Below are 25,001 nucleotides of genomic sequence, written 5' to 3'. Positions count from 1 at the left end.
CCGCGCCCCTGCCGGGTCAGGAGATCTGCACCAGGGCGCCGAAGTCGTCGGCGGCGGGATCGGATGCTGCGGGCAGCACCTCGGGCAGCGTGTCGAGCCCGTCGAGGGTCGCTGCTTCGGGCACCACCCACGCGTCGACGTGCAGCCGCTTCAGCCCGACGTAGCCGCCGTGGTAGCTGAGGAACGCGCAGTCGGCCGCGTCGCGCCCGGTCGCGATGCGCACGAGCGACGCGCGGTTCGCGAGGCGCGTCGCGTCGATGACGTACCAGGCGCCGTCGAGGTAGGCCTCGGCCACGGCGTGGAAGTCCATCGGGCGGAGTCCCGGCGCGTAGCAGGCGGCGTAGCGGGCGGGCATGTCCATCGCGCGCAGCAGCGCGATCACGACGTGCGCGTAGTCGCGGCACACGCCCTGGCCGGTCATGAGCGTCGTCACAGCGCTGTCGGTGCCCTGGCTGAGCCCCGGGGTGTACGTCGTGCTCGTCGAGACGAACTCCGAGACGGCCGCGATGAGGTCGTGGCCCGACAGCCCCTTGAACTGGCGGCGCGCCTGCTGGAACACCTCGTCGGACTGGGCGTAGCGGCTCGGGCGCAGGTAGGTGATGGCCTCGAGGTCGCTCGTGCGGCTGGTCGCGGCCTGCCCGTCGACCGTCGCCTCGTAGCGGATCTCGAGGCGTCCGGGCTCGCCCGTGAGGCGGTGCAGACGGCTCCCCGACTGGTCGACGATCTCCGTCGGCGTGTACACGCGATCGCCCTGTGTGAACGTCAGCTGCTCAGTCGAGATCGGCACCGCCTGAGCGGCTGCGATCTGGAAGATGAGGTCGACGGATGCCCCCAATTCGAGGTCCATCTGGGCGGTCACGACGCGTTGCACCGAAGTATCCTCGCACGCCGCGGAGGCCCGTTCGTGCGGGCTTCCACAACGGCCGCCGTGAGAGTGCTGGAAGCGGTCCCGAGGCTCAGGATCAGGCACCTGTTTTCCCCAGTTGACGGCTCGGGCGCCGCCTGCGCGCAGGCATGACTTACCCTCTTTCCATGCACGCGCCCGGCCGCACCCGAGCACAGCGGCTGTGGCTTCCCCTGACGGGCGCCGCACTGGCCGTCGCCGCGGTGTGCGCGGTGGCGGTGCTGCGCCCATGGGGCGCACCCGAGCCGGTCGCCCCGGCGGCCGTGGCCGAAGGAGAAGCGGCGGTCGCAGCATCCGTCCCTCCCGCGCCACTCGTGCTCGGCGACGATGCGCGCGTGCTCGTGTTCGGCGACTCGTGGGTGTACGGCTCGGCGGCGACCGTGCCCACCCTCGGCTTCGCCTACCTGCTCGCCGACGAGCTCGGCGTCGAGACCGTCGTCGACGGGGTGCGCGGCAGCGGCTACCTCAAGCCCGGCATCGACGGCCCCGCCTACGGCGAGCGCATCGGCGCGCTCGACCCGGCACTCGACCCCGACGTCGTCATCGTCGAAGGGTCGATCAACGACCGCAGGCTCTATCCGACGGGATATCGGGATGCTGTCACCGCCGCCTGGGATGCCCTCCAGGCGCGCTACCCCGACGCCGAGATCGTGATCCTCGGCCCGTCCCCCCAGGTGCTGCCCGTGCAGGACGCGACGCGCAGGATCGACGCCGACCTCGGCGAGCTCGCCGGTGCGCGCGGCTGGTGGTACATCTCCCCCATCGCCGAGGACTGGATCACCGACGCCAACTACCTCGACGTGATCGACACCGGCCCGATCGGCCGCGACCACCCATCGACCGACGGTCACGCATATCTCGCCGACCGCGTCGCGACGGCGATCGAGCGCATGGAGCAGCAGCCCGCGATCGTCGCGGACGCGCCCCTCGACGACACTCCCCCCGCACCCTGACGTGGCGGGGCTCGCCGCGCCCGGATGGTAGTCTCGATCGGCACGCCTCCGTAGCTCAGGGGATAGAGCGTTGGTTTCCGGTACCAAAGGTCGCAGGTTCGATTCCTGTCGGGGGCACCAGTCGGGACAAGGGATCGAGAGTCATCAAGACTCTCGATCCCTTTCTCGTGACAACACTTTGACAACATCTGTGGCGCGCTTGGCGCGATCGAGAGCAGCCGCAACGGCGTCCAGATCGTCGTCGAAGAGGTCCGCGTAGACGTCGAGCGTCATTGCAGCGGAGGCGTGTCCGCGCATCCGCTGCACCGCTTTGACATGTGCACCGCTGCTGACGGCAAGCGACGCAGCGGTATGACGGAGGTCGTGCGGCGTGATGCGGGGGAAGGTCGGGTCCTCTGCTTGCGCTGCGCGCACCGCTTGCGTGAACCAGCCATTTCGGGAGGCCGGCAGTTTGACGTGCCGATGCCCATCGCCGAACAGAAGCTCCTCAGACGCTTTGCGTGCGGCTAGTACGTCGAGTGGCGTCGCCAGAAACTCGGGATACGGGACGGACCGCGACCGGTGCGTCTTCGGCGTACCCACATGCACCTCGAACGAGACGAGCACAGCGTTCTCTTCGACCTTCACCCGGCGCCGGGCCGGATCGAGATGGCGCACCCGAAGCGCGGTCGCCTCGCCCCATCGCAGACCCGTGTAGGCGAGGAAGAGCACCAAGGTCGGGTGTCGGGCCTTGTCCGCGAGCAGCTGCACCTGCGGATGAGTCAGATAGTGCCGAGCGGCGGCGCGGGACTTCGACGGCAGCTTGACGTCGCGAGCGACGTTACGGCCGATTCGCCGGTCGCTGACGGCAGCGTCGAGGATGCCGGCGAGGATCCCGTGTGCGCGCCGGACGGTGGTGGAGCCCCCGGCGATGCTCGACACCCAGGCCTGCACTTCCGAGTGCCGAATGCTGGCGAGCGTCCTGCTCCCCCATTGCGGCTCGACGTGCTTCTTCCACGCCGATTGCAACGGTCTCACCGACGACGGCTTCAGCACGCCTTCTCTCTGCTTGAGCCACTCGCGACCGAGGTCGCGGACCGTGACGCGGGCGTGCGTCGGGTTGACGTATTCGCCGCGAGACTTGGAGAGTTCCAGCTCCGCGAGCCGCAACTCGGCGTCCCGATTGGTCTTGAATCCCCGCTCCGAGGTCTGCGAGTGGTCCGGACGCCGGTATGAGATGCGGTAGCGCTTCGCGCCGCTCGCGGTCTCGTACGGGTGGACGCTGCCCATCGTGCAGCATCAGCTCTCGGCCTGCCGGCCGACTGCGTAGTTCAGGCCCTCGAGCCAGCCGCCCTTTCGTGCCTTCATGATCCAGTCCGAGGCGGTGCGGTGTGGCACCTGGAGTTCGTGCTGTACCGCCTTGACCGGCGGGAGACCGGCGAGGGCCGCCGCGCCGTAGATGATCTGGATCACTTCCATGCGTGCATCTCCCGCTCCGCGCTTGAGGACTTCTCGTGCCATGAAGTCCGGGATGACGCGCCCTTCGCCCTCGGTCAGGTCACCGACGGTGACCCACTGCTCGAGGTCTATCGCCATGCACCAGGGGACGGCGGTCTGCAGGATCGGGGAGACTGCGGTGCGCCGCAGCGCCTCGGGATCGAAGTCGTCCCGCACCGCTTTGTTGATGATGGTCGTCACGACGTAGCGACCCTCATCACGTCGGTAATGGGCCTCGAGCGCCGTCTCGATGCCAGTCGCATCGTTGACCGCTGAGGCGGCGAACGCGGGAGCGATCCGCAATGAATCGCCGATCCGCTCCGTCATCGCGGCTTCGGTCATTTTGGAGCCGTCGAGCGTCGTCACCTTCGTCACCACCCCACCATCTTGCATGTTGGGTGCGCTATTTCACAGTTCCTCTTGACCAGCAGTCTCGCTGAGGCGTGTTCTGATGTCAAACACATTCGGTATTACGCAAGTGCGGTGAATCATGACGACTCTTGCCAGCGACGACTCGGCCAGACTCAGCCACCAGCTGCTGAGCCCCGACCAGGTCGCGGCGCTCCTACCGGTCGTGACCAAGGGCACGCTCGCGATGTGGCGCTACGAACACAAAGGCCCCAAGTACTACAAGCTCGGCCGCAAGGTCGTCTACGCGCTCGACGAGCTCGAGGAATGGCTCGCAGCCTCGGCGGCGAGCGTCGATGGGGATTGAGCAGGCCCGGTTGACTCCGTACGCAGTTCCGCGCCCCGCCGCACGGCGTAGCGGTCGCAACCCGTGATCTTGCACCGACAACGTCGTGACTTACTTTATCCAGGTATACCGTGTGCGTATACTGGGATAAACAAAGTAGGTGGTGGAATGCTGACCGACGTGGAACTGCTCCGCAGAGTGGAGCGCGCTCCGATGCGGACCGCGCGCTATGCGGACCTCGAGGAGCTCGGCAGCAACATCTGGCGCGCCCTCGACCGGCTCGCCGAGCAGGGAGCAGTCGCCCGGATCACCAAGGGCGTGTACACGGTGCCGCCGGCCGGTGAGGACGGTCGCACCTGGAAGCCGACGATCGAGGCGGCCGGCCTGGCGGTCGCAACCGCTCGGTTCGGAGAGCGCAACGCCATCCTCATGGGCCTCGGCGCTGCGCGCCACTGGACGGCGATCCCGCGCGCGATCGCGGTCACGACCGTTGCGGTGCCGGAGCTCCGACAGCCGGTGAAGCTCGACGGCGGAGGCATCGTGCACATGATCCCTCGCGACCTCGACCGCGTGGAGGCGCAGCTCGAGGACACCGAGCTCGGCGAGGGCCTGGTCACCACGCCGCGCCAGACGATGTACGACCTGCTGATGAGGCCTAACCAGGGCAAGCTGCCGGAGGCGGCTCGTGACGCCGCGCAGAATTTCCGCGGGCAGGTAAGCGGCGATGATCTCGCAGAGATCTGCGAGTGGCACGGCCGGGCTAACGACGCCGTGCGAGGCATGGTCCGCGACCTCAGGAATGGACTCGTCGTTGCCTGACCGGACGATCCCCGGCGTTCTCGACCCGCAGGAGCGGCGCGCGGTCGAGGAGCAGTTCGGAGTCGGCGCCCGGCAGGTCGTCCGCGACCACGTCATCTCGCATGGGCTGGCAGCGATCGCAGCGGCCGCGCAGGGCGACGTCGTCTTCTTCGGCGGGACGGCACTCGCTCGAACGCTGCTGCCGGGGCTGCGGCTGTCTGAGGACATCGGCCTGATCGCACTCGGCAACCGGCGTGAGATTGGCGCGCGGATCCAGGCGGAGATCCATCGCCGGTTCCGGCGCACCCTGGGCGCTGTGACGTTCATCCCGTCCCTCGGTGAAGCGCCGCACTCGCAGCCGTCGACCCTTGACGTGAATGGCACGCGCATCCAGGTGCAGCTGCTGACCTCGGAGGGTTACCCGCCGTGGCCGCGGCAGCTCGTCGACCTCGAGCAGCGGTACGGCGACGCCCCGCCCGCGAGGCTCCAAGTGCTCACTCCGCCGGCGTTCGTCGCGTCCAAGCTCACCGCTTGGGAGGACCGGCACGCACCACGCGACCTGTACGACCTATGGGCTCTGGCCGAGAGGGGCTGGATCAACGAGGCTGCCGCGGAGCTCTATTGCCGCTACGGCCAACACACGACCCTCTCGAGAATCTCCTTCACCGAAGTGCCAAGCGAGCGTGACTGGGAGGCGTCGCTCGCACATCAGTGCGTCATCACGACGACGCCGCAGCACGCAGCGAACGTCGTGACAGAAGCGATCACAGCGCTCTCGTCATGACGACGACGGTCTAGTCGAAGATCATGGCGCGGCCTTCGTCACGCGGCTCCTCCTCGACGACGGTGTGCGCGCATCAGGCCACGTGCGCAGACGCTGTCGCAAGTGAGCGACGGCGCGCAGGGCGGTCGGCTACCGGGCGGATGGCAGTCGCCCGGTGGGCTCGACGCCTCGGGTGGCGGGATGTTGAATGCAGCTCCGCTAGGCGAGTCGGTGGAGGCGCGCGAGGGTGGGGGTGAAGCCCGCGGACTCATAGAAGCCGTCAAGGCGTGACTCGTAGTCGACGTGAAGCCATTCGCAGCCGGCTTGTCGCGCGAGCGTGCTGAGCCGGCGAAGCAATTCGCCTCCGATGCCTCGGCGCTGAAAGTCAGGGAGGACCGCCGTGTCCAGAACGAACGTGTGGCTGCCGCCGTCCCAGCATGCGTGTACAAAGCCGCAAAGCTCGCCGCCGGCGTAGGCGCAGACCCAGCCGACGCTATAAGTGCGCAGACGCGTAGACCATGGCCTGACGTCGCCGGAGAGGATTCCGGTGAAGGCGAGATCATGCAGTCGACTCAACTCGACATCATCGACGGGGCCGCCTTCGACGTAAGTGATCATCGACCCACGCTACGGTGAGCGACTCAGCGTAAGCGAACGCGACTCGACTCAGCGCACGGATCACAGGCGAGGAGTATGCGAAGGCGTAGCTGTCCCGGTTGCGAGCAACCGATGGTCAGCGAGCGGTCGGCTATCCGTCAACCGATGAGCGGGATGGCGCCTAGTTGTCGGTAAAGTCCGAGACGGTCGTACTCGACCCAGTCCTCCTTGAGCTTGTCATCGGCGAAGCGGCCGATGATGATGGCGCTCCACTCCGCCGTCTTGCCAGACGCGGCGATTCCTGCCCAGTTGCCACGCTGGGTACCGCGCCAGTGGCCTCGCCACACGCTGCGGTCGCCGGCGACGAACAGGTCTTCCAGCGTGTATGTGATGCCGGGAAACGCAGTGAAGAAGGCGGCCATCGCGTCCCGCCACGCGGGGAGTCCGTGCAGGCTCTCCTGACCCATCCAATGAGACGAAAGGTCTTCTACCCAGTATTTTCCTAGATCATCCAGCTCATGCCGGTTGAATACGGCCTCGATGTAGTCCCGGATCAATGACTCGTGCTGTGATATTGACACGGCAATAGCTCCATCCGAATGGGTGATGACGAGCATGGCTCGTTCACAGGCTGGCCCGAGTCGGATGATCGCGTCAACGGGGCACTTGTGCTCCGGATCGGCGCCTGCGGCGTCTGCAAGGAAGTCGGCCATGAGTCCCCGGCGCGGATTAGCGTCCTGGAGCTCACGCATCACCGTCGCTCAGCGTCGCTGGGGATGCTGGGGCAGATGCTATGCGGCCAGGCGGCGGGCGCGGTAGCCGGAGTCAGCACGATAAGGGGACTGTGCGCGATCATCTCGTCGACATCGTCTCTGCGCCACCGGCGTGCGGCAGCCTCGATCAGCGGCCGAGCTTCGTGAGGATCGGTGACGACCCGCGCCATGGCAGGAACGTCGGCCTCGATGCCCTGCTTCAAGTGCACGATGACGTTGGGGTCGGCGGTGATGTTGTGGATCCAGTCCCTGGTGCGGTCTCGACGCGGCATCCCGGTGATGAACAGCACGCCGTCCTCCTCGTGCAGGAAGATCTCGATGCGGCGAGGTAGCCCGCTACGGCGACCGGTCGTTGTCAGGTCGACGAGCTGACTTCGGTGCAGGGCGGTGGTGACGTCGTTGTCCACACCTGTTGAAGCAATCTCACTGCTGCGCACATTCCTAACGATCGGTGAGAGTTCCCGGGCGCAACGCTGACGGCCAACGTCGCCGGCAGCAAAGGCAAGTCTGTGGCGAGCGGGTCGTTGAGCGCTCGATCGCCGCGCTCAAGCCGTCAGGCGAGTCCCGCTTTGGTAGCGTCACGCTTCCCCAGGTGCCCCCTTTCCCGGTATTGTGCCGGGGCGGATAATCAGGCATGGGTGTGCCGCGAGGGTCGGCCAACTTCGAGGAATCGGACGAGTTGCAGCGCCTGCGACGACGCGCGTACGGACCGAATGCCGACATCGCGGGGGATGCGGCGGCTCAGGCTCGACTTTCCGAACTAGAGGCCGTCCAACGTCGAGAGCGGGCACCCGTCGTCGATGAGGCCGCAGCGCCCCGAGGCCCTGTCTCGCAAAGCGTCCCCGCCCCTGAGCCTCCCGAAGGCTCGCGCCCCGCTTGGAGATCGATGCCGCAGCCTGTCGACGGGGCCGCCACCGAGCATGAGCGTGACGGAGGGTCGGTCATCGAGCAGGACTCCGCCGGGGTGCCGGTCGCCGGTTCCGAACGCATCCACGGAGCCCTCTCGGCACCGTGGTGGCGCCGCCGCCGCATGCTGCTCTGGGCCATGACCCCGGTATTGGTGCTGGCGGCAGCCATCGGCGTCAGCTTCTTCGTCGTTGATGAGCCGAACCAGCCCGAACCGGTCGCACAACTCACACCGCAGGGCCAACCCGGGAGCGCGTCCATCCCTGCCAACGACAACGTCCCTGTGCGGTATGACTTGACGGTCGCGGACTTCGTCTCGTACGGCGCGTACGGGCCGCTGCAAATATGGAGCACGACCAAGCTGGAGAATAAGCGCTGCATCGCCGTGGTCGGGGACAATCACATCTCGGTGTTCGAGTGCACGGCGCCTTCTGTCGACACCATCGCCGATTACATCCTCGGCCCCAACCTGCTCCCCATCCCGCCATCCGGTGAGCTGACGGAAAACGTCCGATTCATCCTCCACGACGGGGTCGTCGACGTGTACCGACCGACAACCCGGGGCGAGTTTTACGGCGGGGATTGCTGCTGACATGGTCGCCGAGGGTGCCGACACGATCTATGACCCCGAGCATCGGGTGGTCGCTTCGTACATTGACCCGCGCCGCTACATCGGTGCGGTTTCCAACGCTGGCCAAGTGCTCATCACGACCGGCGTGCAAATAAGAGGCGTCGCGACCGAGGATGTCCCGTGCCCGCGGGCCGGTCCGTGAATGGGCGACCCGAGACGGTCTCCTGGGCGCTCAGGAACCAGCAGCGCTCGTGCAATCGTGTCTGCGCGTCCGCGGGTACCATCGCGTGGCTCGCCGACGGATGCTAGCCCTCGAGCAGCGCTGCGAGCGCGGCCAGGTCGTGCTCAAGGCTGTGCTGAACCTCGGCAGACATTCCGCTTGCCAGTTGCGCTTCGCCTGGCCCGTCGAGCCATGCAGACAGTGTGACCTCGGTGCCGTCGAGACCTTCAACGGCCTCGTGGTGCACGGTCAACTCCGCCCCATCGAGTTCGGTGGTGTCGGCATAGACAAAGCCCGGCCCCACCGTCGTGATGCGGAACGGCGACTCTTGACCACCGACCGCTTTCAGTACTCCGCGGGCCCCCACGCCGAAGGGCTCTGACAGCCTGAAGTACTCCATACTCGGCGCCCACTCGGGGTGCGTTTCGATAGCGCACCAGCGCTCGAAGAACAACGAGGCCGAGGCACGAGACGTGCGGCAGGTTCGGGCAATCTCGATCACGAACCGACGCTAGCGCCAATCCCCGACAGTGAAGCGGCCGAGCTCTTTGGCCGCTCTCATGCCGGTCGCTGCTGTCGGTTTAGGGTCGTCTGTCGGGCCGTGCGTGGCTGAGCAGCGGGACTCGGAGCCTCCGACGGAGTCGACCGGTGGCGGGTCGCACAGCGCGCTTCGCCTGCCAACTTTCCGCGCTCTCGCTGCCACTCTTCGCACACGGACCGCGATCGTCGTCGCGCAGCCTCCTCATCGACAAGACTCGCGGAAGCGCCTGATTGCAAAGGACCCTCGATGATCACTGTTCATCTTCGCTATGAGATCGACCCCGACAAGCTCGACGACTTCACCGAATACGGCCGCGCCTGGATCCACCTCGTCAACAAGCTCGGCGGAACCCACCACGGCTACTTCATGCCCAGCGAGGGCGACAGCGACGAAGCGTTCGCGCTGTTCACCTTTCCGTCGCTGGCCGAGTATGAGGCCTACCGGAACACCTCGAAGACGGACCCGGGGTGTCAGAAGGCATTCGAGCTTGCACGACGGACCGGGTGTATCCGCCGCTACGAGCGCCGGTTCCTCTCGCCGGTGTTCGCTTAGCGGTCCGCTTGCGGTCGCTGCGCGGTTGAGGCCTGTTGTGAACGGGCCGGAGCGCGTGCGGTTACCGGCCCTTCACTGACGCTGTTCGCGGGAATGTGCACGATGGTCTCGCAGGGGGCCGCTCCTCGGTAAGGTCGGGGACTTGCTGGACGACGAGGCGGCGGCGGAAACTATGAGCATGGGCCGGGTTGCCGGCGTCATTAGGACTCCGGATCAACGCCTCCGAGTCTTCGTCAGCTCGACGCTGAAGGAACTGGCGCCCGAACGCCGTGCGGTACGGGCAGCGATCGAGCGGCTGGCGATGGCCCCGGTGATGTTCGAGCTCGGGGCTCGCCCGCATCCGCCCCGGGCGTTGTATCGGGCGTACCTCGAGCAGAGCGACATCTTCGTCGGGATCTACTGGGAGCAATATGGGTGGGTCGCTCCCGGCGAAGTCGTGTCCGGTCTCGAAGACGAATGGAACCTGGCCCCGGCCATTCCGAAGCTGATCTACCTGAAGGCAAGCGAGCACCGAGACGGACGCCTCGACGGCTTGCTCGACCGCATACGCGACGACGATAGCGCGTCGTATATGGCCTTCACTGATGGGGCGGAGCTCACCGGCCTCGTCACGGCTGACCTCGCCACGTTGCTGGCCGAACGCTTCGACACCACTGACCTCCGGCGGCCGGCTCTGGCCGCAGCGGAGGTGGACGTCGCATCGACCGAGCTCATCGGCTTGCCGTCGCCGCGAACGACGTTGCGAGGGCGAGAACGGGATCTGGATCGGCTCACTCGTGTCCTGACGGAGGGAGAACGGCTGGTCACAGTCACCGGTCCTGGTGGGATCGGTAAGAGCCGTTTGGCGGTAGCCGCTGCGCGGGCAGCCGAGACGTCATTTCCTGACGGGATTGCGTTCGTCGACCTGACTCGGGTGGGTGAGGCCAGGCGCGCGATGGGAGCCGTGGCGAACGCGCTGGGGATTCGCGACACTGGCCACTCGCTGAATGAGGCGGTTCGGATGTCGCTCGGCCAGCGCCGCATGCTCGTACTCCTCGACAACGTCGAGCATGTCGTGGATGCGGCCCCCGAGCTCTGTGCGCTCATTGATGATTCGGCTGCCTCGGTCCTGGCCACGAGTCGGATTCCCTTGCGAGTGGACGGCGAGGTCCTCATGGAACTTGGTCCGCTCGCGCCGGCGGCCGCGGAACAAGTCTTCGTCGAGCGCGCGCGGGCGGGTAAACCGGACTTCCAACGGACAAGCGGGAACGCCGAGGCTCTCACTGCGGTCATCGCCGCTCTCGACGGCGTCCCGTTGGCACTGGAACTCGCCGCCGCCCGCCTTAGAGTCATGACTCCCGGTGCGCTGGTGGAACGGCTCGACCATGCACTCCCGTTGCTGGCGGGCGGCGGTCGCGACCTCCCCGAACGACAACGAACGATCCGCGCGACGATCGAGTGGAGTGTCCGTCTGCTCAGCGACGACGCACGACGACTGCTGCTACGACTCGGTGTCTTTCCGACAGGGTTCGCGCTCGAGGCAGCGGTTTGGATGGCGCAGGGTGACGAGACGACTGCGCTCGACGCTGTCAGTGCGCTGGTGGAGGGCAGCCTGATCCGAGAACGAGATCACGGACAGCGCGCGTGGTACACGATGCCTGTTCCGATCCGCGAGTACGTTCGCGAGCAACTGGAGGGCAGAGGCGAACTCGACGAAGCCCGAGACCTTCACGCTCGGTTTTACGTTCAACTCGCCAGTCGGGCCGGCCCAGCACTGGTGACGCCCGAACAGCGGCTCTGGATGCCCAGGCTCGTTGACGAGCGCGATGAATTGCGAGCCGCCATCGAGTATCTCCTTCAGTCGCGTCGACTCGACGAAGCGGCGGAAATCCTCTGGCCACTGCTTTGGTTCTGGTTCATGGGAAGCCAACTAATCGAGGCCCGCGCGTGGGGCACGGAGATGCTCGCAGCAAAAGAGTCTTTATCCCCACGCTCAAACGCCATCGCCACCCTGTGCAGCCACGCGCTTGCGTCATGGCAATCGCTCGAACCCGTTCGCATGTTGCGGCCAATAGCACGGGCGGCCAAGACATTTCGGCGTGAAGGCGACCGATTTGGACAAGCCCTGGTCCTCCTCACGCTTGCGACGGCCCGGCTGACGAAACGCATTCCCGACTACATCGGTGCCGTCCGCGATGCACGGAAGTCCTACGCACTGATGGAACAGATCGGCGACCCATTCGGTCAGAACATGTCCGAGACAACGCTCGGGTTCCTCGCGCTCCTTCGCCGCGACTTTGCGGGCGCCCGCGGACGGTTTGAGCAAGTCATAGTTCGTTGCCGCGAGATCGACGACCTGTTTCTTGAGAGCGTTGCCCATTACCACCTGGGCTGGATAGATGTGCAGACGGGCAACCTCGGACAGGCGAAGTATCGGTTTGGCGAGCAACTGCGCGTCACCACCGACATCGGAACGGAGGAGGGTATCGCGCTCTCCCTCGAGGGCTTCTTCGCCACCTCAGCCCGGGAAGGCGATGCAGAAACAGCAGGACGCTTCTTCGGTGCCGCGGAGGCGTTGCGCGTACGCAAGGCGTTGTTCTGGAACCGGCGCTACACATTCCATACGAAGACGCTCCAAGAAATACGAGGTGGTTCGGACGCAGCCCAGTTCCAAGCAGGGCGGGTAGACGGCCGGAACGCCGATCTCGACGACGTCGTCGCGCTCGCGTTCAGCATGGTGCGCGGCACACAGCTCGCCGCATTTGCCTGAACGCCTTCCCACTGGATTTTCTGTGCTGCCCAGCGCCAGCGCGCAGGGAGGCACCGGCTAGCCCCGCGGGTCGCACGCGCAAGTTGGTAGTGGCGGAAATCAACAGCCCCCAAGATCGACGAAACTCGTCGTACTGTGATGGCCGACCGCTGATCGTGCGGAGCTGTGGAAGCTAGTCGATCGGTTCCCAGGTGAGTTCGGCGACCTCGAGTACGAGCTCAGTGCGCGGATCAGGTCCATCAGCAAGAGTGCGCACTTCGCCGACGCACACGCAGACCGCGTCGTTCAGGCGGCGGTACTGCGGCGCGTCGCTCAGGTGCAGGATGGTGCCGACGATCTGCCGCCGCCCGATCGGGTAGGCGCGACCGTAGCCGTGGCACTCGAGCATGATCGTGGCAGCGTCGTCCGTCTCGATGACCCCTCGCATGTCGGGTTGGAATGGGCCATCAGGAGTGCGCCGTAAGGGGTAGTTCGAGCCGCGAAATCGTCCGGACATCGTGCCGTGGCAGGTCCCCTCGGCGAGGAAGTAGTGCTGCTGCCAGCCGCCCTCCAGTTCGGCACTCCACGCATCGGGGTAGTCGAAGCGGAGCCGATACAAAGGCTCGAGTCGCATGGCGTCGTCCTTCCCGAGCGCGCGGCCCCGGCTCCGAGCAACGCCTGGGATCAGCGTTCGACAGTTCACCGTACGACGAGTTGGAACTCTCGGGAAGGTGCCCACGCGGGGGCCCAAACTGCCGCCCCGCGGCGATCGCTGAGCGGTCCCTGAGCGCGCTGTTTGGCGGTGCGTTGGCGGCCGCATAGCTTTCAGCGCTGGATCATGTCGAGGACGGTGTATGCGTACAACCCGGCAATGAGCAGGATGAACGCAATCGCTCCAATTGTCAGGAGTCGGGTGTCATTTAGGCGGACCCCGGATTCGTGTACGCCGGAGGGGGCGCTTATCAGCTGGCCCGTGGAGTCGACCGCGGGCGCGGAGCCCAGGCGCTGGTCTCGCCAACGCGACCAGTTGCGTGCTCGCAGTTCCCAGGAGCGTGCCAGGGCGACGAGTTCGTCAATGGCGGTGTCGGTGGCGTGCAGGATGGGGCCGGGTCGGAAGAAGACGACCTGGTCGTCGATGAACTCCACATCCCACTCATGTGCGGTGTCGACGAGGTCGGCCATCACGTCGGGGGTGAGGAAGTAGAGGGCGTCTGCGCCGTACCCGTCGGGGCAGTACACGGTGAAGTGCCGGTCGAAGTCGCCTTCGAGCGACAGGACCTGGGACCGGGTGAGAGTCACGCCCGCGCCGATGGCGGTGACGCGCTGGTTTCGCCGCGAGTCGAGAACGATGTGGGGCACGCTGTTGGTTAGGGGGATGGCGACGTATCCCCACACGTAGGCGGATCGAGTGTGTCGCCCATTCCACTCTCTGACGTATTCCCAGTCGCCGATCCTGGTGCCGGAGAGGAGGGTGAGGGTGGTGCGGGAGAGCCCGCCTTCTCCTCGGGCGGAGAGAATCTCGGACGGCTGCGAGGAGTATCTCAACGTCTGCACCCGGCCGCCGTGCTGTGCCACATACGAATCGAGAAGTCCCCACAGCCGGTGCAGGCGGAGCGAGGCGACGAACGCCGCACCCCAGAACGCGAGGACCAGCAGGCCCGACACTCCCGCGATCCAGATGATCCCCGGAGGCTGCTCACCCATCACTAGCCCGACAACGATCAACGCCATGGTCAAAACGAATGTGATTCCCGGCCACACCGCCGCGACGGTGCGGCGCGATGCCCAGAGACCCACATAACGCAACGTCGACCAGCGTTGCCCCTGGTCAGAGCGGCGCGATCGACGGGATCGGCGCGTGGGAGGCGTCTCGGCCGGCGCCTGGTCAGAAATGGCCACGCACAAGTGTCACATGACGCGCTACCCGATCCTGCGCCCGCAACCGGGTCCTCAGGCGGGCAGCCGTGCGAGGAAGTCGTCCACGGAGAGCTCGTAGCCGGTAGCCCGCTCTCCGGCCCAGTTGACACCGATCAGCAGTCCGTCTTCGGCGAGACCCGGCAACCACCTGGATTCGAACTCCGCGCGTGAAATCTGTCGGGGACGAAAACCTGCATACGCCGGAGCAGTCGCGATGACGCTAAGCGCTCGGCTCTTCCGAGACCAGAACGGCATGGCGCGCTCGCCAGTCGCTCCAACTGGGGCCGGAATGCCCGCATCGTCCTCGATTGTCCAGACTGAACCGTCGGCACCGAGTTCCGTGAAGAAGGCGGCGGCCTGCGCGGCACTCGTGCTCATGGCCCAAACCCTAGCGTTGACGTGAAAGCCTCGAAGCTACCGTCAACCGTGGCAGGCGTTAGATGGCCGGTCGGTCGAAGGGCACAGAATGTGCCGCGCTCGCGTCGACCACGTGTGACGGCCCGGTGTCAGCGTGACGGCTGCCGAGATGCGATGTGTCGGGGTTTGAGAGAACGGCCCCGTTGAACGTGACCTTGCGTCGACTCATCTGCCGGAGGCCCGGCATCGTGATGCTGCGCGATCTGCTCGGCGTGGGGCTCCTGTGAGGATGATTGTCGGTTCATCCCCGGACGGTACGCCTCCAACATGTATGACCTCACAGGGTCGTCGAGCGCGCTGAATTCGGCCGCGTAGCGGCACTCCTCGATTCCGGCGGAGTCGACCGGTGGCGGGTCCGCACCAGGGCGACGCGCGCTGGAGGTACGTGGCGGGCCGGCCAGACTGCGTTCAGTTACGGTCGCTGATCATGCGCAGCTCGCTCTCAGCGATCGTCTAGCGGCGGATCCGCTTGAGCAGACGGCCGAGAAGTCCATCGCGCGGGACGTACAGTCCACCTCGGCGGGCGGAGGTGTGCTCGCCGCCGCGATCGTCGGGGGTCACGACTCTGGATCGAACGAGACCATCCCGTCCGGCGGTCCAATCACCGATGGGTGACCCCGAAAGTTGCCGCGGCGACCCAGTCGGTTGGGATGGAACGCGCGGCGAGGTGGCGTTGGAGATCGCGCTGCAGCTCGGTGGCGAGTGGGGCGAGGTGTGAGGACGGAGGCGAAACCGTGGCGTCTAGCAGATCGATGGTGAAGGTGCTCCCGTCTCCCGCTCGCAGAGCTCGGCCGACATGCGCGAACTGCCATTCGGTATTCCACGAACCGTTGAGCATGAAATGTCCCGTTATGCCATCACCAGCATCGGCGAGTTCCGATCGTCGACCCATGCGCCCTCCCTCGAGCTGACCCTAATCAACGCACGCGGCACCAATGTGCGTGAAGTGGTTCTCTCGTCCGGTCAAGACGCGCGGTTCGCCGCTACGCGCGCTGAGGCGCCTCCCGGCGCGCTCCGATCCTGTCTGTCTGGCCGTCCTCGCCCGTTCGACACTTGATTCGCCAGGTACCGACGACGAGGGCGATCATTGGGCGCCGCGGCCCTCGCGGGTGAGCCATGAACGCAGAGCATTGATCTGACGGTTGGAGTCCGAGTACCTCGCGAGAGTGGAGTCGAGTGCGAGCGATGGATCACCGGACGTGGTCAAGACAAGGAACCAACTCTGCGGGATCGCTCGAACCCCCATACTCACCGCGACTGCCAACGGGATCGGGCCACGCACGTGGTCAACGCGGCGCACCTGTTCGCGCGCGAAGCTGCGATTCCGGAACCAACCATGGACCAGGAGATGATCATCGGTGATCTCAAGACGAACGAAGAACGAACGCACGGCGAGGTAGACCATCAGCACATTCCAGCACGCCAACACGGCCGCGATCGCCACGGCGACGGGCCCGCCCCACAGAGCGAGTACCCAGTAGAGAACCGCTGACCAGCACACCCACAACGCAAAGCCCACAGCGATCGCCCTGGTCCGAAAGATCGTCCGTGAGCCTGGCACCGTGACGGCCATTCCCTCATGAGTCCGCGCGAGGACCGCCTCAGCCGGACCTCGACGAGCGCCGGCTTGTGCGCGAGGGGCGCTGTCTCGCCGCGGGGTCATTGATCAAGTATGAACGCAGCCGCAGCCCTACCGCGCGATCACCGGTCCGCGCGAGGATGACGCGCGTTCGGGTACGTGGCGTGCCGGTCGGCGTGCGTGCGGTTGCGGGTCGTTCAGGAGACGATGTCGCCGGCCAACGAGCGGATTCCAACCAGACGTCGCGATGGCTCAGCGCCACTCGAACGTGCCACCGAGGAGAAGGCCAACACCGTAGAACACGACGAGGAACACCCAGTGAAATGGCTCCAACCCAGCCGAGCCACCGGTAGTCGTCCCAGGATCTCGGCTTGACCTGCGCCCACTGTTCACGGCGCTGGCGCTTCCGGCGGCGCGTAGCGCGGGAGTCATCGCCGCGACGGAGGCTCATTCGACAAGTATGCGATAGCGGAGCGTCGTGGGCGGGGCAATCAGCGCCCGCAAGTCGGTCGACCAGCGGGCGGGCTCGGGCGCTATGGGTACTCGGGGAGAGGCAGCCCCGATGCCAGCAGGGGAAGATGTATTCGTGCCAACCCCTGATGCGTTCCCCCGCCTCGCACGCGCGGACCGCGCGGTCGTGCGTCCGACGCGCGGCTCCGGGTATTCCGTGGTCCCGCCGACGGGTCGCGCTGGTCGTGCTTTAATCCTGGCGGCGTCCACGGCTATCTGCGGCACGGGGGCCGTCGCGCTTCTGCTTCTCGGACTACAGGAGAACAGCGTTGCGTGGATCATGGCGGCCGCGCCGCTGCTCTTGGTCTACGCGTGGGCATGGGTGAGGTTCCCGTGGATCGGCGTTTACGTGGGAGATGACGGCGTCATTGTGCGGTCTTGGTGGCGCACCCGGCGATTGAACAAGGTCGACATGAGCAGGTGGAACGCGGACTCATACACGGGGTGGCTCTACGTGGCGGGCTGGCCGGTCGCCGGCGGCGCTTTGGAGCCTGGCCACCTTCGGCTTTCAACGGTTGATGACCGCTCGATAACCCTAGGAGGCACCGTGACCTGGCGCTCGACCGCTCGTAGACAGGCGTTCGCCTTGAACGACTGGCTCGGGGTCCAACGCCTACGGACGGCCGCGACAGCCATCGATAGCGCCACAGCGCAAGACTGATTACGGGGCACGTTTCCCGGTCCTTCGGCGTGCACGGGAAGTTGGCTCGCGGAAGTATCGGTGCCGGTCTGAGCTGTTGGAGGCAGTTCCTCCAGGAATCCGTGGATCCCCGAGGCCGCCGCCGCAAGCAGGCGGGTCCCGCACCTGTGGACTTGGTCCAAATGAGCCAGATACATTCTCACCAGCGGGATCCGTAACTGCGCAGAGCAGCCTGGGGAAGGTGGGAGGGACCACGATGTTGGCGACGATTCTGCCGGGATTGCGCGACGTACGAGTTCCGCTGGCGACTGGATTCCTCTGGTTGACATTTCTGTGGCTGGCGCTCGCGCGGTACATTCCGGATCCGTCTTCGGCGACCGGCCTTCTCCATGAACTCAACCGAGCATTTCTCGTGTTGGGTTCCGCAGCGCTGATTGCCGCAGCATCCTTTATCGCTTACATCATCGGAGTGATGACCACTTTTCGCGCCCGCAGCCTCTTCCGCGCTTCGGGGTATATCTGGCCCACCGTGCTGGCCCTCTATCCCAAAGAGATTCTGGATCGACTGGTGCCGGGCGCTCGGCAACACTTCCCCGAGATGTGGAAGCGAGTCGGCGTCGCCCTAAGCCCTTCAAGCGGGAGCGCACTCGAGGCGAAGGTGAGAGCGGAACTCAACGAACTTGCCCGACGTGGCGTCATGCCCGATCAGGTTATCGAGATCGCACCTGCACTCGCGGTCAGCTGGGACATTCATCGCCAGAGGCGGGGCATCGAAGATTCCTCGGCTGCTTCGTTCTGGGAATGGATTGGCGAGCCCCATTCCCTCCAACTGGTCAGTCGCGACGTTGTATCGGACTTCGAACAGAACGCGCGATCGCTTCGAAAAGCGAGCGCCGAGGACTACGACGAGTTCGACCGGCTCCAGGCCGAAGCCGAGTTCCGGATATCCATAGCGCTCCCGCTCTGCGCGATCCTCGCCGCATGCCTCACCTACGTACAATTTGGCGAGCTCGAATCATGGGTCAGCGCACTGATCATTCCATTGGCGGTCTTTGCGATCATCTTCTTGTTCTTCGGATTCGTTGCACGGTCAATGCAGAAGTTTGGCGAAGCCAACGACATACTCGTCGACGCCATCGTGTCTGGTGAGATCGAGTCCTCAACCCTGCGCGCACTGGGGGCGCTCAAGAACCATCAAGGGATGCCAGCGCGACTCCGCGCGGGCATCCGCCGTTCATTGGCGCGACTAACTCCTGCGCCCGTCCGCGATCGCGCGAACTCCTCCGATCAGTCCGGCTGAGCGCCCAGGCAAGGCCGCCCGCCCATTTGTCCGACAGCACGTCCGGTCCCGGCGTGACCTGCCGGCAACTCGATCCGCCAAGCACCTCTCGGGTTGGCTGTTGTCGCGGGGCCAGCACCGCCCGCGAGCCGGTCCATCAGCGGGCGTCGCACGGGAGTAGCGGCTTTCGTGTCGCGGGCTCAGTCTCCGACGCTCCCAGGCAGGACGTCATCCGCCCGAACCGACGCCGAGTCCAGTCGAGGGTCATTGCGTAGCTGCCGGAAGATCGGTAGCTCCGCGGCCATGATGAGCGAATCCGGATACAGCCGGCCGCCCCATGCCAACCTATTCTCGGCGTCCCAGGCGAACTCGGGCACCCGACGCCCGGCTTCCACGTCAGCGGCATTCAGGTCAGCTGCGAAGTAGTCCTCGCTGTGCACGCGGACGGGCGAGTCGGTGGGCACTTCGCCGTATCCCACCCAGCGGAGGCATCGAAGCGTCAGGTCGCCGATGGCATCGCGCAGCGCTTCAGCGGTCGAGCTGTCGAGGGCGCCCATGCACGAGACCAGTTCCCGGACGTTGGGCTGGGTCGCGGCAAGGTGCTGTGTCGCTTCGAACCAGTTCAGCGATGCCGGATGCTTGTCGACGTCGACGTACCGAGACCACCGCACGTAGTTCCCGGCGCGGTCGATGAAGGGCAGATAGACGCGGAGCATCGGCAGATCCCGGTGTGACGCCGGGATGATGTCGCGAGCGGGGGTGTGCCATCCCAACTGCTCCAACTCCACTGTCGTCTGCGCCATGCATTGACCGTAGCGAAGGCCGCCGCTCCTCGCGTCCTCTCACCCGGCCGCGAGCAACGGATGACATATGGCAACCTCTGCAGCCAGTATCGTCAGATCAACGAGCCCGGCCGTTACCCTTGGCCGGACGCACCTTGGCCACTCCCGGCGGCTAGGCGCTCAACCCGGCCCACGAAGAGAGCACCAAATGGGCGAACAGTGGCCTTCATCGGGGAGGATCATTTACATCCACCGCGGTCCGCTCGCGGAAAGCTTCCTCCACCCCGTCCAGCAATACGAGACAGCAGAAGCCGCTGAACCGCAGGCGTGGGAGATTCTCGAGTTCTCCCCGTCTCGATATCTGTCTCCATGCGCATACTTCGACCAACTCACATTGGACCTTGCGAGTTTCATGTCCGGCGTGCGGGTGTCGGAATGTCCCGCCGACATCGACGCAACCGTGCGAAGCACCTTGTTCGGCGGCCAGGACCAGCAGGCCGCCGATTCCCGCCACCGCCCCACCCAAGCCGAGTCGGACAGCGCCGCCGCATGGGTGATCTCCATGCTTAGCCAGACCGCGAGCTGGCGGGTTCCGCTGAGCCCGGAACTGTTGAGTCCCAGAACGCGCGCGTTGCTCATCTCGATCTCGAAAGCGCGCGATTCGCGTCGCACGATTCGTGCGATCCATTCGCTGAAGCGAGCCCTCAACGTGCACACCGCAGACGGAAAGATCCAGGAATGGTTCGAGTCCGCCCTCCTCGCGTGGGAACTAGCCGACAACGAAGCACGCGAACACATCATCAACGACATGCGCGCTCACGCCAAGGCGCTCTCGGGACTTGGCCCCATATGGATCAATCCCGCCTGGTCACCCGGATTGATCCGCCTGTTGGATACCCCGGCCGGGCGTGCCGCACAACGCAAGCATTCCGCTCACTGACGACAAGGCTCAGTCCGCTCTACCGGAGTATGGCCCGGCGGACATGGCACGCGGCTCCCGTAGCGCGTAACGCGGTCGTCCAGCGGGCGCTTTGGCTGTGCTCAGTCGAGCAGGTGCCGGAGGTATCGCTCCGGCGCCGCGAGGTACGACCGCCACTGCGCGACCAGTTCCAGGTCTCCCCAGTGTGAGGGCCGCATTCCCCACTCGCCGACTTCGATGATCTTGGCACCAGGAAGGGAAGCGAGGATTGGCGAGTGTGTGGCACACAGCACCTGGCCGCCCTCCGACGCGATGCGGTGCAGCGTAGCGATGAGAGTCAGCGTCGAGCCGAACGAGAGGGCCGCTTCGGGCTCGTCTAGACAGTAGAAGCCGGGAGAGTCGAACCGCGTGTCGAGGATGGCGAGGAAGGACTCGCCATGGCTCATCTCATGAAATATCGGCTCGGGACGGTCCGAGGGGTTCTCCTCGAGGTACGTGTAGAACGAGTGCATCGTCTCGGCGCGCAGGAAGTAGCCCCATCTGGGACCGCCGACGCCGCGTTGCAGGCGCAGCCGTTCCGACAGGTCCGACTCGCTGGGCCGCGTGCTGTGGCGCGCGGAAGTCGAGCCGCCCTCCGCCGAGAATCCATAAGCCATCGCGACCGCCTCGACGATGGTGGACTTGCCCGAGCCGTTCTCGCCCACGAGGAACGTGACTCCGGGGTCGAGGGTTAGCCCTTCCTCGAGTAGCTGCGCGACCGCGGGAATGGCGGCCGGCCAGCGGCCGCGGTCGGCGGCGACTTGGCCGTCGCGAGGGCTCAGCGCAACGACCGGAGGTTGGCGGAAGATGTCCCGACGCACTCTGGCAGTGTCGCACGGCCCAATCTTCAACGCCTGCCGTGAGCAGATCCACTGTGCCCGCCTGTTCGCGAGCCGGCGACGTTACCGGGGCCAGCGTAAGCCGCCGGCACGGGCGGTTCGCATGCGTCGCGACTATCCGGAGTGCGCGCGAAGAGGGTTGATCAGCGCACGGATCCAGTGCCGATTCTGACGACTGGGCGGCATGAGGGGGTGCCGGTTCGAATAACCGGGTCGATGCTATGCGCGATAGCGGCGCCATGGCCGGACAAGCTCCCGGCAGCCGACAGAACCACAGCGACGCACCGAGATCACACAGACCCAAGACCCAAGACCCAAGACCCAAGACCCAAGACGAACCGAGCCACGGAGGGAGAACGGAGAACCGGGCCAAGAAGAGAGAGAGAAGGAGAACCAGCGATGCACGCAGGCACCAATGTGTAAATCGGTAGCGATTAGGCAAGAAGGAGCGTACCGTTGGCGCCATGCGAGGCGGACTCGAGCGGTGGAAGCGGGGCGTGGAGTCCCGCGGCGTTCGACAAGCGATCGGCTACGCGCTCAAAGGAGTCTGCGACGCCCACGTCGTCCACTCCCCCGGCGTGGATGCGCTCGAGGAGTACAGCAGCACCGCTGACGCTTCAGTGACGAGCTTCATCGTCGAGCATGGAGCGATCCGATCCGACGAACTTTCGGCCGGCGCGCTGCGGGTCTGGCTGAGCGGACATGACCCGGTCACCGGCGAAGATCGCGGCAAGACGTTGTTGCGCTCCGACTCAGACCTGCTGCTGGACGGGACGCTGAACCACCCGAAGTCGTACAGCATCGCGGCGTTGCTGCATCCGGAGTTGGCCACCGAGTTCGAGGCGTTGCAGGACCGGATCCGCGACCGAGTCATCACGCTGTGGCAGCGCGAGCTGAACGCTCGTCGCGGTCATGGCGGCAGCATCCGTGAATCGATCGCTCAACTCGAGGTGGTGGAGCTGCAGCACCGCCGCTCACGCGCACTCGACCCGCACATCCACCGACACCTCTGGCTGAACATCAAGGTCCGCGGCGACGACGGAAAGTGGTCGAACGTCGACTCACGCGTCGCGATGAAATTCCACACGGTCGTCAACGCGGAAGGCGAGCTGGCGGCGCGCACCGACCCACAGTGGATCGCCGCGCTCGCCCGGCACGGATACACGATCGGCGAGGACGGCGAGATTGCCGAACTCTCCCGCGCCGTCGCCCCGTTCTCCCGCCGGTCGGCGCAGATAGAAGCCAACCGCGTTCAGCTGATCGCAGAGTGGACGCGCGCACACGGTGGAGTACGGCCGAGCGTCGAGGTGCTGCAGCAGATCGATCGACGAGCGTGGGCGATGTCACGCCCGAACAAGCCGGCGCTGCTGGATGAACTGGCGTGGGAGGCGGCGGCTCGTGACGAGCTCGCCGCCATCGACCCCCTCCTCACCGAGGAGCGTGCGCAATGCCAGCCACCGCACCTGCCCGCCGAGGATCTCGATCTCGACCTGCTTGCACATGCTGCGGTGGTGGAAGCCGATGACCGGTCACGCGCGGCGAGCGGTCGATTCAGCCAGTTCGATCTTCGCGCCGGCGCGATCCGCGCACTCGCCCACACCGGAGTCATCGCGGAGCGTGAGTCGCTCGAAACCATCGTCGAGACCATCGCCGCGCGAGCACGCTCGCTCTACGTCAGGCTCTCGTCCGAGCCCGACATACCGGGCCACATCAAGGCGTTCATGGCGACCGACACGATGCGGCTGAAGATGCGCGTCGGGCGACGCTTCGAAGCCATCGCCGCGCCCGGCCGATCACTCCTCCCCGAAGAGCTGCGGCGCGGGGCGGCATCCGTTGAAGGTTTCGAGAAGCTGGACGCGGCGCAGTCAGCGGCGGCGTGCGCGATCGCCGGGACGCATGGACTGGTCGCGGTGACCGGACCAGCCGGCGCCGGCAAGACCACGATGCTGCGCGCAGCCCACGCTGCGCTCGTTCGGCAGCGGCGCCGCATGCTTGTGGTCGCTCCGACCCGCAAGGCGGCGTCCGTGGCTGGTCGGGAGACCGGCGCGGAAGCGTCGAGTCTCCACGCGCTGCTGCACGACCACGGCTACAGGTGGTCGCGGCATCAGACCGGCGCTCAGGTCTGGCAACGACTCGCGCCCGGCGACATCGACCCCGACACCGGGCAGACATATCGTGGGCCGCAACGGTTCCCTCTCGACGCATGCGACCGCATCGTCGTCGACGAGGCAGGGATGGTGGACCTGCACACCGCGGACGCTCTCACCGAGGTCGCGCTGGAGACCGGCGCCGGAATGGCCATGGTCGGCGACACGCATCAGGCCCTCCCCGTCGGGCACGCCGGAGCCATGGCGTCCGCGATCCGCCATGCCTCGGCAGCCATCGAGATGGACACGGTGCACCGTTTCGCGGACGCAGATTACGCGGCACTGACGCTGCAGTTGCGCGACCCGCGCGACCACCATCACGCGCTCCAGATCGCGGCCGATCTCTCAGCCCGCGGTCACGTGCGACGCGTGGACAGCACCGAGCAAGCGCGAGCCGCGATGGTGAGCGCCTACATCGACGAGACCGGTCACGGCCGGCGGGTCGCGCTGATGTGCGGATCCAACAGCGAAGCCGACGCCATTAACGCGCAGATCCAGCAGCGTCGCGTCGACGCCGGCGAACTGAGCCCCACCGTCCTCGCCTGCGGCCGAGATGAGCAACGACTCCTCGTCGGCGACTCCGTGCAGACGCGACGCAACGATCCGCGGACCGGCGTCGAGAACCGCGCGCAATGGATCATCGCGCGCATCGATCCCGACACCATCGACTTGGTCTCCCCCACCGACAGCGGCGAGCGCCGCCGCATCACCCGCGACTACGCCCTCGACCACGTCATGCTCGCCTACGCATCCACCGTGCACGGAATCCAAGGCGAAACCACCGACGCCGCCGTCGTCGGTCCCGACGTCGACGCGGCCGGTCTGTACGTCGGGTTGACGCGCGGACGCCACCACAACGAGGCGATCGCGCTCGGGAGAACGGATGCCGCCGCGCGCGAGCACCTCGCCGCCACCATGCTCCGCGGGAGCACAGAAGTCACGATGAACGACTCTGTGCGAGCTGTAGCCGCCGAACTCCGACGCGCTGCGCGTAATGCGGCAACCCAGCCGCAAGGCCACGTCGCGTCGGTCTCCCCCACGTCGGGAATCTCGGTCTGATCACAGACGCGGCCAGTCCTCGGTGTGTCGGGGCGCCCGTGCCGCCTTGTCGCGCGGCTCCCTGCTCGGCCGCTGCCTGCTTCTCCGCCTCCCGCTGGGAGGCGGCGTCCTGCTCCTCCACCTTCGGGTCCGCTCGCTTCGACGGGGGACGGCGGGACATCGTTGTGGATGCGCGAGACGCCGCTCGCGAGCAGAAGAGGCGCAAGTGATTGTGGCCGGTCAGGGCTGCTGAACGAGTGGCCCGTGTAGATCGAGCACGAGGAGAGTGATGACGATCGCGATGATGGCATCACTGAAGGCCACCGCACGACTGGGGTCCGCCCGCGGGGGCTCTCCCCGGTGCCGGGCCTGCTGATGAGTGGGGGGCCTCGGCCAATGATGGCGGACCACCGCGGCGA

25 protein-coding genes and 1 tRNA gene are annotated in these 25,001 nt (G+C 66.1%); 12 read left to right on the top strand and 14 right to left on the bottom strand.

The annotated features are described in order from the left end of the window. Positions 1–16: 16 nt before the first annotated feature. The gene (locus tag ACFQ7C_RS14145; RefSeq protein ID WP_378902203.1) at positions 17–871 is read right to left on the bottom strand and encodes a transglutaminase family protein; all 855 of its coding nucleotides are present in this window, start codon (positions 869–871) and stop codon (positions 17–19) included. 161 nt (positions 872–1,032) lie between these two features. Here ACFQ7C_RS14145 and ACFQ7C_RS14140 point away from each other — a divergent pair, with 161 nt between their 5' ends. Continuing rightward, entirely contained in the window at positions 1,033–1,857 is an 825-nt protein-coding gene (locus tag ACFQ7C_RS14140) for an SGNH/GDSL hydrolase family protein (RefSeq protein WP_378902200.1), read from the top strand. A 44-nt stretch (positions 1,858–1,901) separates the two neighbouring features. Next, positions 1,902–1,977, top strand: a tRNA-Arg gene (locus tag ACFQ7C_RS14135). Between the two features lie 24 nt (positions 1,978–2,001). On the opposite strand, the gene ACFQ7C_RS14130 is transcribed toward ACFQ7C_RS14135, so the two are convergent. Next, positions 2,002–3,126 carry a tyrosine-type recombinase/integrase gene (locus tag ACFQ7C_RS14130; RefSeq protein ID WP_378902197.1) on the bottom strand — a complete coding sequence of 375 codons (1,125 nt, stop codon included), beginning with the start codon at positions 3,124–3,126 and terminating at the stop codon, positions 2,002–2,004. Positions 3,127–3,135: 9 nt separating this feature from the next. After that, positions 3,136–3,708, bottom strand: coding sequence for a hypothetical protein (locus tag ACFQ7C_RS14125; protein ID WP_378902194.1), 573 nt, complete (start codon positions 3,706–3,708; stop codon positions 3,136–3,138). Positions 3,709–3,823: 115 nt separating this feature from the next. On the opposite strand from ACFQ7C_RS14125, the gene ACFQ7C_RS14120 reads away from it, so the two are divergent. The 3 genes from ACFQ7C_RS14120 (at position 3,824) to ACFQ7C_RS14110 (ending at position 5,609) form a co-directional block, all read left to right on the top strand. Beyond that, positions 3,824–4,048, top strand: coding sequence for a helix-turn-helix transcriptional regulator (locus tag ACFQ7C_RS14120; protein WP_378902191.1), 225 nt, complete (start codon positions 3,824–3,826; stop codon positions 4,046–4,048). A 147-nt stretch (positions 4,049–4,195) separates the two neighbouring features. After that, on the top strand, positions 4,196–4,846 hold the full coding sequence (locus tag ACFQ7C_RS14115; RefSeq protein WP_378902188.1) for a type IV toxin-antitoxin system AbiEi family antitoxin domain-containing protein: 651 nt from the start codon (positions 4,196–4,198) through the stop codon (positions 4,844–4,846). Then, the gene (locus ACFQ7C_RS14110; RefSeq protein ID WP_378902185.1) at positions 4,839–5,609 is read left to right on the top strand and encodes a nucleotidyl transferase AbiEii/AbiGii toxin family protein; all 771 of its coding nucleotides are present in this window, start codon (positions 4,839–4,841) and stop codon (positions 5,607–5,609) included. The genes ACFQ7C_RS14115 and ACFQ7C_RS14110 overlap by 8 nt, the downstream gene beginning before the upstream one ends. A 198-nt stretch (positions 5,610–5,807) precedes the next feature. Here ACFQ7C_RS14110 and ACFQ7C_RS14105 read toward each other — a convergent pair whose 3' ends face one another. The 3 genes from ACFQ7C_RS14105 to ACFQ7C_RS14095 all read right to left on the bottom strand — a co-directional run bounded on the left by ACFQ7C_RS14105 (position 5,808) and on the right by ACFQ7C_RS14095 (position 7,365). Beyond that, positions 5,808–6,206: a GNAT family N-acetyltransferase gene (locus tag ACFQ7C_RS14105; protein ID WP_378902182.1), complete on the bottom strand. Its 399-nt coding sequence runs from the start codon at positions 6,204–6,206 to the stop codon at positions 5,808–5,810. Positions 6,207–6,343: 137 nt separating this feature from the next. Then, on the bottom strand, positions 6,344–6,937 hold the full coding sequence (locus tag ACFQ7C_RS14100; protein WP_378902464.1) for an ester cyclase: 594 nt from the start codon (positions 6,935–6,937) through the stop codon (positions 6,344–6,346). Continuing rightward, entirely contained in the window at positions 6,937–7,365 is a 429-nt protein-coding gene (locus ACFQ7C_RS14095) for a nitroreductase family deazaflavin-dependent oxidoreductase (RefSeq protein ID WP_378902179.1), read from the bottom strand. Before ACFQ7C_RS14095 ends, ACFQ7C_RS14100 begins: the two co-directional genes overlap by 1 nt. 479 nt (positions 7,366–7,844) lie before the next feature. Between ACFQ7C_RS14095 and ACFQ7C_RS14090 the strand changes: the two genes are divergently transcribed. Beyond that, a complete protein-coding gene (locus tag ACFQ7C_RS14090; RefSeq protein WP_378902176.1) occupies positions 7,845–8,456 on the top strand; it encodes a hypothetical protein in 612 nt (203 codons plus the stop codon). Between the two features lie 284 nt (positions 8,457–8,740). Here the strand turns inward: ACFQ7C_RS14090 and ACFQ7C_RS14085 are convergent, their stop codons facing one another. Next, positions 8,741–9,157, bottom strand: a complete 417-nt coding sequence (locus tag ACFQ7C_RS14085) for a hypothetical protein (RefSeq protein WP_378902173.1) — start codon at positions 9,155–9,157, stop codon at positions 8,741–8,743. Positions 9,158–9,442: 285 nt separating this feature from the next. Between ACFQ7C_RS14085 and ACFQ7C_RS14080 the strand changes: the two genes are divergently transcribed. Next, positions 9,443–9,748 (top strand): NIPSNAP family protein, encoded by a 306-nt coding sequence (locus ACFQ7C_RS14080; protein WP_378902170.1) that lies wholly within the window; start codon positions 9,443–9,445, stop codon positions 9,746–9,748. A 142-nt stretch (positions 9,749–9,890) separates the two neighbouring features. Beyond that, a complete protein-coding gene (locus ACFQ7C_RS14075) occupies positions 9,891–12,497 on the top strand; it encodes a DUF4062 domain-containing protein (protein WP_378902167.1) in 2,607 nt (868 codons plus the stop codon). Between the two features lie 172 nt (positions 12,498–12,669). On the opposite strand, the gene ACFQ7C_RS14070 is transcribed toward ACFQ7C_RS14075, so the two are convergent. The 4 genes from ACFQ7C_RS14070 to ACFQ7C_RS14055 all read right to left on the bottom strand — a co-directional run bounded on the left by ACFQ7C_RS14070 (position 12,670) and on the right by ACFQ7C_RS14055 (position 16,215). After that, positions 12,670–13,110, bottom strand: coding sequence for a hypothetical protein (locus ACFQ7C_RS14070; protein ID WP_378902164.1), 441 nt, complete (start codon positions 13,108–13,110; stop codon positions 12,670–12,672). Positions 13,111–13,301: 191 nt separating this feature from the next. Next, on the bottom strand, positions 13,302–14,375 hold the full coding sequence (locus ACFQ7C_RS14065) for a hypothetical protein (RefSeq protein WP_378902161.1): 1,074 nt from the start codon (positions 14,373–14,375) through the stop codon (positions 13,302–13,304). A 51-nt stretch (positions 14,376–14,426) separates the two neighbouring features. Beyond that, positions 14,427–14,771, bottom strand: coding sequence for a DUF2750 domain-containing protein (locus ACFQ7C_RS14060; protein ID WP_378902158.1), 345 nt, complete (start codon positions 14,769–14,771; stop codon positions 14,427–14,429). 1,123 nt (positions 14,772–15,894) lie between these two features. Beyond that, the gene (locus ACFQ7C_RS14055) at positions 15,895–16,215 is read right to left on the bottom strand and encodes a hypothetical protein (protein WP_378902155.1); all 321 of its coding nucleotides are present in this window, start codon (positions 16,213–16,215) and stop codon (positions 15,895–15,897) included. 760 nt (positions 16,216–16,975) lie between these two features. Between ACFQ7C_RS14055 and ACFQ7C_RS14050 the strand changes: the two genes are divergently transcribed. Together ACFQ7C_RS14050 and ACFQ7C_RS14045 are read left to right on the top strand one after the other, a co-directional pair. Next, positions 16,976–17,560, top strand: a complete 585-nt coding sequence (locus ACFQ7C_RS14050; protein WP_378902152.1) for a hypothetical protein — start codon at positions 16,976–16,978, stop codon at positions 17,558–17,560. Between the two features lie 235 nt (positions 17,561–17,795). Then, on the top strand, positions 17,796–18,839 hold the full coding sequence (locus ACFQ7C_RS14045; RefSeq protein WP_378902149.1) for a hypothetical protein: 1,044 nt from the start codon (positions 17,796–17,798) through the stop codon (positions 18,837–18,839). A gap of 179 nt (positions 18,840–19,018) precedes the next feature. Here ACFQ7C_RS14045 and ACFQ7C_RS14040 read toward each other — a convergent pair whose 3' ends face one another. Then, the gene (locus tag ACFQ7C_RS14040) at positions 19,019–19,621 is read right to left on the bottom strand and encodes a hypothetical protein (RefSeq protein WP_378902146.1); all 603 of its coding nucleotides are present in this window, start codon (positions 19,619–19,621) and stop codon (positions 19,019–19,021) included. Positions 19,622–19,808: 187 nt separating this feature from the next. On the opposite strand from ACFQ7C_RS14040, the gene ACFQ7C_RS14035 reads away from it, so the two are divergent. Then, positions 19,809–20,540: a hypothetical protein gene (locus tag ACFQ7C_RS14035; RefSeq protein WP_378902144.1), complete on the top strand. Its 732-nt coding sequence runs from the start codon at positions 19,809–19,811 to the stop codon at positions 20,538–20,540. Positions 20,541–20,641: 101 nt separating this feature from the next. Here ACFQ7C_RS14035 and ACFQ7C_RS14030 read toward each other — a convergent pair whose 3' ends face one another. Then, positions 20,642–21,379, bottom strand: a complete 738-nt coding sequence (locus ACFQ7C_RS14030) for an AAA family ATPase (protein ID WP_378902141.1) — start codon at positions 21,377–21,379, stop codon at positions 20,642–20,644. 482 nt (positions 21,380–21,861) lie between these two features. On the opposite strand from ACFQ7C_RS14030, the gene ACFQ7C_RS14025 reads away from it, so the two are divergent. After that, positions 21,862–24,603, top strand: coding sequence for an AAA family ATPase (locus ACFQ7C_RS14025; RefSeq protein ID WP_378902138.1), 2,742 nt, complete (start codon positions 21,862–21,864; stop codon positions 24,601–24,603). Positions 24,604–24,822: 219 nt separating this feature from the next. On the opposite strand, the gene ACFQ7C_RS14020 is transcribed toward ACFQ7C_RS14025, so the two are convergent. Then, a complete protein-coding gene (locus ACFQ7C_RS14020) occupies positions 24,823–24,906 on the bottom strand; it encodes a TMEM175 family protein (protein WP_378902461.1) in 84 nt (27 codons plus the stop codon). Positions 24,907–25,001: the final 95 nt, after the last annotated feature.

This window comes from Microbacterium sp. NPDC056569 (genome assembly GCF_042793475.1).
GTDB lineage: Bacteria > Actinomycetota > Actinomycetes > Actinomycetales > Microbacteriaceae > Microbacterium.
Note: the sequence above shows the minus strand (reverse complement) of the source record. Positions and strands in the feature narration are given on the sequence as shown.